The organism is Arthrobacter sp. 05T47, assembly GCF_056395825.1.
On record NZ_JBFTKG010000070.1, the window covers coordinates 1 to 7,167 of the forward strand.

7 protein-coding genes are annotated in these 7,167 nt (G+C 66.6%); all 7 read left to right on the top strand.

The features are described from left to right. Positions 1 to 765 (top strand): substrate-binding domain-containing protein (locus AC1DEY_RS22350; RefSeq protein WP_476869906.1); only part of this gene is annotated, 765 nt, incomplete at its 5' end. 171 nt (positions 766 to 936) lie between these two features. Further along, the gene (locus tag AC1DEY_RS22355) at positions 937 to 2,175 is read left to right on the top strand and encodes a sugar ABC transporter substrate-binding protein (protein ID WP_476869907.1); all 1,239 of its coding nucleotides are present in this window, start codon (positions 937 to 939) and stop codon (positions 2,173 to 2,175) included. A 10-nt stretch (positions 2,176 to 2,185) separates the two neighbouring features. Continuing rightward, on the top strand, positions 2,186 to 3,166 hold the full coding sequence (locus AC1DEY_RS22360) for a carbohydrate ABC transporter permease (protein WP_476869908.1): 981 nt from the start codon (positions 2,186 to 2,188) through the stop codon (positions 3,164 to 3,166). A gap of 133 nt (positions 3,167 to 3,299) precedes the next feature. Continuing rightward, positions 3,300 to 4,052 carry a carbohydrate ABC transporter permease gene (locus tag AC1DEY_RS22365; protein WP_476869912.1) on the top strand — a complete coding sequence of 251 codons (753 nt, stop codon included), beginning with the start codon at positions 3,300 to 3,302 and terminating at the stop codon, positions 4,050 to 4,052. Between the two features lie 102 nt (positions 4,053 to 4,154). Then, a complete protein-coding gene (locus tag AC1DEY_RS22370; RefSeq protein WP_476869909.1) occupies positions 4,155 to 4,943 on the top strand; it encodes a ThuA domain-containing protein in 789 nt (262 codons plus the stop codon). Continuing rightward, on the top strand, positions 4,940 to 6,100 hold the full coding sequence (locus AC1DEY_RS22375) for a Gfo/Idh/MocA family protein (RefSeq protein WP_476869910.1): 1,161 nt from the start codon (positions 4,940 to 4,942) through the stop codon (positions 6,098 to 6,100). The genes AC1DEY_RS22370 and AC1DEY_RS22375 overlap by 4 nt, the downstream gene beginning before the upstream one ends. A gap of 12 nt (positions 6,101 to 6,112) precedes the next feature. After that, the coding region (locus AC1DEY_RS22380) for a Gfo/Idh/MocA family protein (RefSeq protein ID WP_476869911.1) at positions 6,113 to 7,167 on the top strand (1,055 nt) is incomplete at its 3' end.

Genomic DNA, 7,167 nt, shown 5'->3' on the forward strand with positions numbered 1-7,167 from the left:
CCCGCCCGGCAATACGACCACGACATCCTGCTGGTCACCGAGGATGAGGGTGCAGCCGGGCTCCGCCGCGTGGTGGGGCAGCAGATCTGCGACGGCCTCATCCTCATGCAGGTCGAAGGCGAGGACGAGCGGCTGCCGGTAGTGCGGACCCTCAACGTCCCCGTGGTGCTGATCGGCATTCCCCGCGATCCGTCCGGACTGGTCTGCATCGACGCCGACTTTGAAATGGCCGGCGAGCAATGCGTCCACGATCTTGCGGCCGCAGGTCACTCCGTGATCGCCGTCATTGACTGGYAGCCCGCGGTGGTGGACCGGCACGTGAACTACGTAGACAGGTTCATGCGMGGGACGGATGTTGCCGCCGCGGCMTTGGGCGTGACCGYGTTACACCTTCCCGGCGGGGCCGACCTCGCCACCATTTCCAAATCCGTGGACGAAGCCTTGGCATCGACCACCGGCTTCCCCGCATTYATCGTCCCGGATCGCACGGTSCAGGACATCCTGCGCCGYGTCCTGTCCGATCGCGGCCTGACCCCGGGCGTCGATGTCTCAGTCATCGGCAGCGCATCCCCCACCCTTGCGGAGCTTCAGCCCATACCGCTCTCCACCATTGATCAGAAGCCGGCGGAGGTTTCCCGCCGCGCAGTAAAGATCATCTGCCAGCTCCTCGACGCCGGCYCCCAGGGACCACACGAATCCCTGGAGCTGGTACCCACGGGGATCATCCACCGGTCCAGCACCATCCGCCCACCCCGCGGATCGTGAGACCGCCCCGCCGGRCTGCAGTGCCGCCGTTCGGTTTCACCTACCAGTAATCCGTTTCAACACTCGTTCYACCAATCCGTTTCAGCATCGTCGATACGCATCGATGATGCGATTCGCTAATCGTCATCGATGCGTATCGAAYMACACCCTCCACAAATGAAGGAACAGACAATGAAGTCAGTAAAGACCAAGAACCGGGCCCTGGCCCTTGCCGTCACCGCGCTCGTTGGCCTGCCGGTGGTGCTCTCCGGTTGCGGCACCGGCACTGCGGCCTCCGGCGCCGGGGAGAGCGTCACGGAGATCTCCGTCATGGACTACTACAACAACGAGCCGGACAAGACGTTCATCGGAGATGCGCTCAAAGCCTGCGGCGTCAAGGCCGGCGTCACCATCAAGCGCGAAACCGTGCCGGGCAAGTCCCTGATCTCCAAGGTGCTGCAGCAGTCGTCGTCCAAGACGCTGCCTGACGTGCTCATGCTGGACAATCCGGACCTCCAGCAGATCGCGGCCACYGGAGCCCTGGCMCCYCTGGCTGACTTCAAGATCAGCACCGCCGATTTCGCCCCGGGCGTGCTGAGCGCCGGCACCTACAAGGACAAGGTTTACGGCCTGGCCCCCACCGTGAAYACGATTGCCCTCTTCTTCAACAAGGACATCCTGGCCAAGGCCGGCGTCACTCCCCCCACCACCTGGACCGAGCTGAAAGCMGCGGCCGCCAAGCTGACCGMSGGAGACCAGTACGGCCTGGCCTTCAACGCCAACCCCACCTACGAGGGCACGTGGCAGTTCCTTCCCGTCATGTGGTCCAACGGCGGCAACGAGAAGAACATCGACACCCCKGAGACGGCGGARTCGCTCCAGCTCTGGACGGACCTCGTGAAGGACGGCTCGGTCTCCTCCTCCGCSCTSAACTGGACGCAGGCGGATGTCAAAGACCAGTTCCTGGCCGGCAARGCCGCCATGATGGTCAACGGYCCGTGGCAGATYCCGTCCYTGGACAAGCAGRCGTCGCTGCAGTACGGCGTGGTCAAGATCCCGGTCCGGGAGGCAAGCCAGACGGCCGTGGCCCCGCTGGGCGGCGAGGTCTGGACTGTCCCGCAGACCGGGAACAAGGCCCGCCAGGCGAAGGCGGCCGAGGTGGTCGGATGCCTGAACAGCGACGAAAACCAGCTGGCCATGGCCAAGGTCCGCAACACCATYCCGTCCAAGACCACGTTGGCTGAMAAATTCGCCGCCGARAACCCGAAGCTCGCCACGTTCACCGAACTCGTCAAGACGGCGCGCGCCCGCACCGGCCAGCTCGGCGAGGGATGGCCGGCCCAGGCCACCAAGATCTACACCGCCATCCAGACYGCGCTGACMGGCAAGGCCTCCCCSGCGGACGCCCTGAAGCAAGCCCAGGGCCAGTAAGAAGGCCGCYATGTCACTGACCACCGATGTGTCGCAGGCAAARTCCCTGCCCGMGCCCGRAAATACAAAGGCCGGGCACCCCGCGCCGGCYCCCMGRCGGCGCAGCCGCCAGCGCCGCGAGCGCATTTTCCAATGGCTGTTCCTGGTTCCGGCCGTGATCTACATGGCCCTGTTCTTCGGCTACCCCGTGGTCAAGAACGTCGTCATGAGCTTCCAGGACTACACCACCGCCACCTTCTTCACCGGCGAAGCCCCGTGGCTGGGGCTGGCGAACTACGCGACTGTKTTGTCGTCGTCGTTGTTCTCCACCTCCCTGTTGAACACCGCCCTGTTCACGGTCGGGTCCATCCTGGGGCAGTTCGYGATCGGCYTGGCGCTGGCGATCTTCTTCCAGCGGAAGTTCCCGCTGAACGGAATCCTCCGGTCCTTGCTGCTGCTCCCCTGGCTGCTGCCACTGATCGTCTCCAGCGCCGTGTGGCGCTGGATCCTCGACAAGGACAGCGGCGCGCTGAACCGGTTCCTCGGCGAGCTGCACATCGTGGACACCGGGGTKCCGTGGCTGACCAGCACCTCCCTGGCGCTGATCGCCGTCGTCGGGGTCAACATCTGGATCGGCATCCCGTTCAACCTGACCATCCTCTACGGCGGCCTGCAGGAAATCCCGGATGAGCTGTACGAGGCCGGCTCGCTGGACGGGGCAACCGGCTGGAAGGCCTTCCGGCACATCACCTGGCCCATGCTCCGCCCCGTGGTGAGCGTTGTCCTGGTCCTCGGCGTCGTCTACACACTCAAGGTGCTGGACATCATCCTGGGCCTGACCAACGGCGGACCCGCCAACTCGACCCAGACCATCGCAACACAGTCCTACGCGCTCTCCTTCCAGGAGTTCAAGTTCGGCGAGGGCGCCGCACTGGGCAACGTCCTGGTGGTCATTTCCCTGGTCTTCGCGGTCCTGTACCTCCGGGCCAGCCGGCGAGCCGTTGATGAGTGAGGAAACCATGACAMCGCAAATCACCRAACGCACCGGCCGGCTCAACGCCTCCGGCAYCGGACGGGGCAAGGCCCGGCCGRCGGAYCGGAASAACTGGGGATCCACGGCCTTGGCCCTGTTCTTCCTCGCCGTGATGCTCTTCCCTGTCTACTGGATGGTCAACGCGTCGCTGCAGCCCAACGGCACCACCCTGGAGACCTCGTGGCTGCCGCTCAAACCCGATTTCACCGGCTACGTCACAGCCATCAGCGAGCAGGGCGGAAACCTGGGCACCAGCCTGGTGATCTCGCTCGGCAGCGTCGTGCTGAGCCTGGCGATCGCGGCACCGGCGGCGTACGCCCTGGCCTACTTCAAGGTCCGGGGTGCCGGGGTGGTGCTGTTCGCCATCCTGATCAGCCAGATGATCCCCGGGATCGTGGTGGCCAATGCGCTGTACACCGCGTACAACGACCTSGGCCTRCTCAACTCCATTCCSGGGCTGATTCTGGCGGATTCAGCKCACGGCATCCCGTTCGCGATCCTGATCATCCGGGCGTTCATGAACGGCATGCCGGCCTCCGTGATCGAGGCAGCCAGGGTGGACGGCGCCGGACACGTCCGGGCGTTCTGGTCCATCGTGCTGCCGCTGAGCCGCAACTCGCTCATCACGGCGGGGCTGTTCACCTTCCTGTTCGCCTGGAGCGACTTCCTCTTCGCCCTGACGCTGACCACCACTGAGGCCGTGCGCCCGGTCACTCTGGGCATCTTCCARTACATCGGCGCCTACGTGAACGACTGGAGTTCGGTGATGGCGACGGCGGTCCTGGCCTCCATACCSGCCATCATCCTGCTCGTCGCCGCGCAGAAGTATATTGCCGCCGGSACCACCGGCGGCGCGGTCAAATAGGCSCGCAAACAGGCCCGCAGTCAAACAAMCGCAGYCAAATGGCGCACCCACCACGCCSCGCACCCACCACCAAAGACCATTCAACACTTTCAAGGAGAAACCATGAATGACACCGCCACCGCGCAGGACGGCACCGTCCGCGTCACCGTCTGGAGCGAGAACCGGCACGAAAAGCGCGACGAGCTCGTCGCCCGCCTCTACCCCGAGGGCATGCACGGYGCCGTCAAGGCCGGCATAGAGGAGAACCTCGGCGCCAAGGCCRKYGTCCGCACGGCCACCCTGGACGAACCCGAGCACGGCCTCACCGAGGAAGTCCTCGCCAACACCGACGTCCTGACCTGGTGGGGGCACATGTCCCACGGCGACGTCGATGACGAGATCGTGGAACGCGTGCACCGCCACGTCCTCGCCGGTATGGGCCTGATCGTGCTCCACTCCGGGCAYTGGTCCAAGATCTTCACCAAGCTCATGGGCACCTCGTGCACCCTGCGCTGGCGCTCGGARCAGGACCGTGAGCTCGTCTGGACKGTGGACCCCACCCACCCCATCGCCAAGGGCGTGCCGCACCCGATCGTGATCGAGCAGCAGGAAATGTACGGCGAATTCTTCGACATCCCCACCCCCGAGGAACTCGTGTTCATCAGTTCCTTCAGCGGCGGCGAGGTGTTCCGCTCCGGCTGCACGTTCCGGCGCGGCCACGGCAAGATCTTCTTCTTCAGCCCCGGCGACCAGGACTACCCCGTCTACCACCACAAGGACGTCCGGCGCGTCATCGCCAACGCCGTCGAATGGGCCGTCACCGACCGCCCGGAGCGCGCCTACCCCGAGCTGCTGCGCTACGAGACCAACGACTTCTTCAACGGCAAGAGCTACCAGGGGGCCAACGCATGAGCACCCCCTTTGCCACCATTCCCGACGACGGCACTCCCCTCCGCGTCGTCGTAGTCGGCGCCGGCGGCATGGGCCGCGCCTGGCTGAACACCGTGGAGCAGTCGCCCCTKGTSGAAYTGGCCGGCATCGTGGACCTGGACCTGGACGCCGCCCAGGCGGCGGCGGCCGCCCTGGGGCGCCCCGGCCTCCCGGTCGGTGCCGGTACGGCGCAGCTKGCGTCCGACGTCGGCGCCCAGGCCGTCATCAACGTCACCGTCCCCGCGGCCCACCACCCYGTCACCRCTGAGGCGCTAGCCGCCGGCCTGCCGGTGCTGGGCGAAAAGCCGGTGGCCTCCACCGTGGCGCAGGGACTCTCCCTCGCCGCGGCGGCCGAACTGACCGGCCAGCTGTTCATGGTGAGCCAGTCCCGCCGGTACAACCGCCACTTGTTCGCGGCCAAGGAGCTCGGGTCCTCCCTCGGGRGCGTCGGGATCGTCTCGGCGGAATTCTTCAAGGCACCGCACTTCGGCGGATTCAGGGACGCCATGGACCACCCGCTGCTGCTGGACATGGCCATCCACCAATTCGACATGGCCCGCTTCCTCCTGGACGCGGACCCGGTCTCGGTGTTCTGCGAGGAGTACAACCCACAGTGGAGCTGGTATCGCGGAGATGCCGGGGCCACCGCCATCTTTGAAATGTCCGGCGGGGAACGCTTCGTCTTCACCGGAAGTTGGTGCAGCCCGGGCMTGGAAACGTCCTGGAACGCCAACTGGCGGATCAGCGGCGAAAACGGCACCGTCCTCTGGGACGGCGACAACGCGCCAACGTTGGAAACTGTGGAACCGGCCGCCGGRCCCGATCTCGGCGASGTCGYGGATCCGGGCCAGGAGATCGCCGGTTCGCTGCGGGACTTTGTCCGGGCCCTGCGCACCGGAAGCGCCCCGATGGGCCAGGTSCACGAGAACATCATGAGCCTGGCCATGGTGGAGGCCGCCATKGCCAGCGCGTCGAGCGGAASCCGTGTTTCCGTGGGCGGGCTGCTGGAGGCCTCGTATCAGGAATGCCTTGCCTCCGAGCGAAACCCCGAGGTGCTGGACGTGCTGAAGGCGTGGCCGTCTGTCACGACTGCCCTTTCCTCGAAGTCCAGCGGCCTCACGGCCGGCTTCAGCAAATAGAGAGGACTTGTTGTGACTGAACCGAAACCCTTGCGGGTGGGGATGGTGGGCTACGCCTTCATGGGCGCCACGCACTCCCACGCCTGGCGGACCGCGCCGCGGTTCTTCGACCTCCCGCTCGCTCCCGAGCTGGCGGCCGTYGCCGGCCGGAATCCGGAGGGCGTGCGGGCCGCGGCGGCCAAGTACGGCTGGGACTCCGTGGAGACCGACTGGCGGGCGCTGRTCGAGCGGGACGACATCGACCTGATCGACATCTGCACTCCCGGCAACACGCACGCCGAGATCGCSATCGCCGCGCTCGAGGCCGGCAAGCACGTCCTGTGCGAGAAACCGCTCGCGAATTCCGTGGCCGAGGCCGAACTGATGGCCGCGGCCGCGGACGCCGCGGCGGGCCGGGGCGTGTACTCCATGTGCGGGTTCAGCTACCGCCGCACCCCGGCTTTGGCCCTGGCCAGGAGGATGGTCGCCGAGGGCCGGCTCGGGCAGATCCGGCACGTGCGGGCCCAGTACCTGCAGGACTGGCTCAGCGACCCCGACGCGCCGCTGACCTGGCGGCTGGACAAAACCAAGTCCGGGTCCGGCGCGCTCGGGGACATCGGGGCACACAGCATCGACGCCGCCCAGTGGATCACCGGACGGAACATCACCGGAGTCTCGGCGCTGATGGAAACCTTCGTCACCGAACGCCCCCTGGCCGGAGACCTCGTGGGCCTGGGCGGGCACGGCGCCGCCGACGCAGAGCGCGGGCCGGTCACCGTGGACGACGCCGCCCTCTTCACCGCCCGCTTTGAAGGAACGCCCGACGACGGTGCTGCCKCCGGCCCGATCGGCATCTTTGAAGCCACCCGCTTTGCCCTGGGCCGGAAGAACGCCATGCGCCTGGAACTGAACGGCACGKCGGGCTCCCTGGCCTTTGACTTCGAGGACATGAACRCCCTGTCCGTCTACGACGCCGCCGACGGCCCCGACGCCGGGTTCCGCAAGATCCTCGTCACCGAACCCGAACACCCCTACACCGGGAACTGGTGGCCCACCGGCCACGGCCTGGGCTACGAACACCTCTTCAC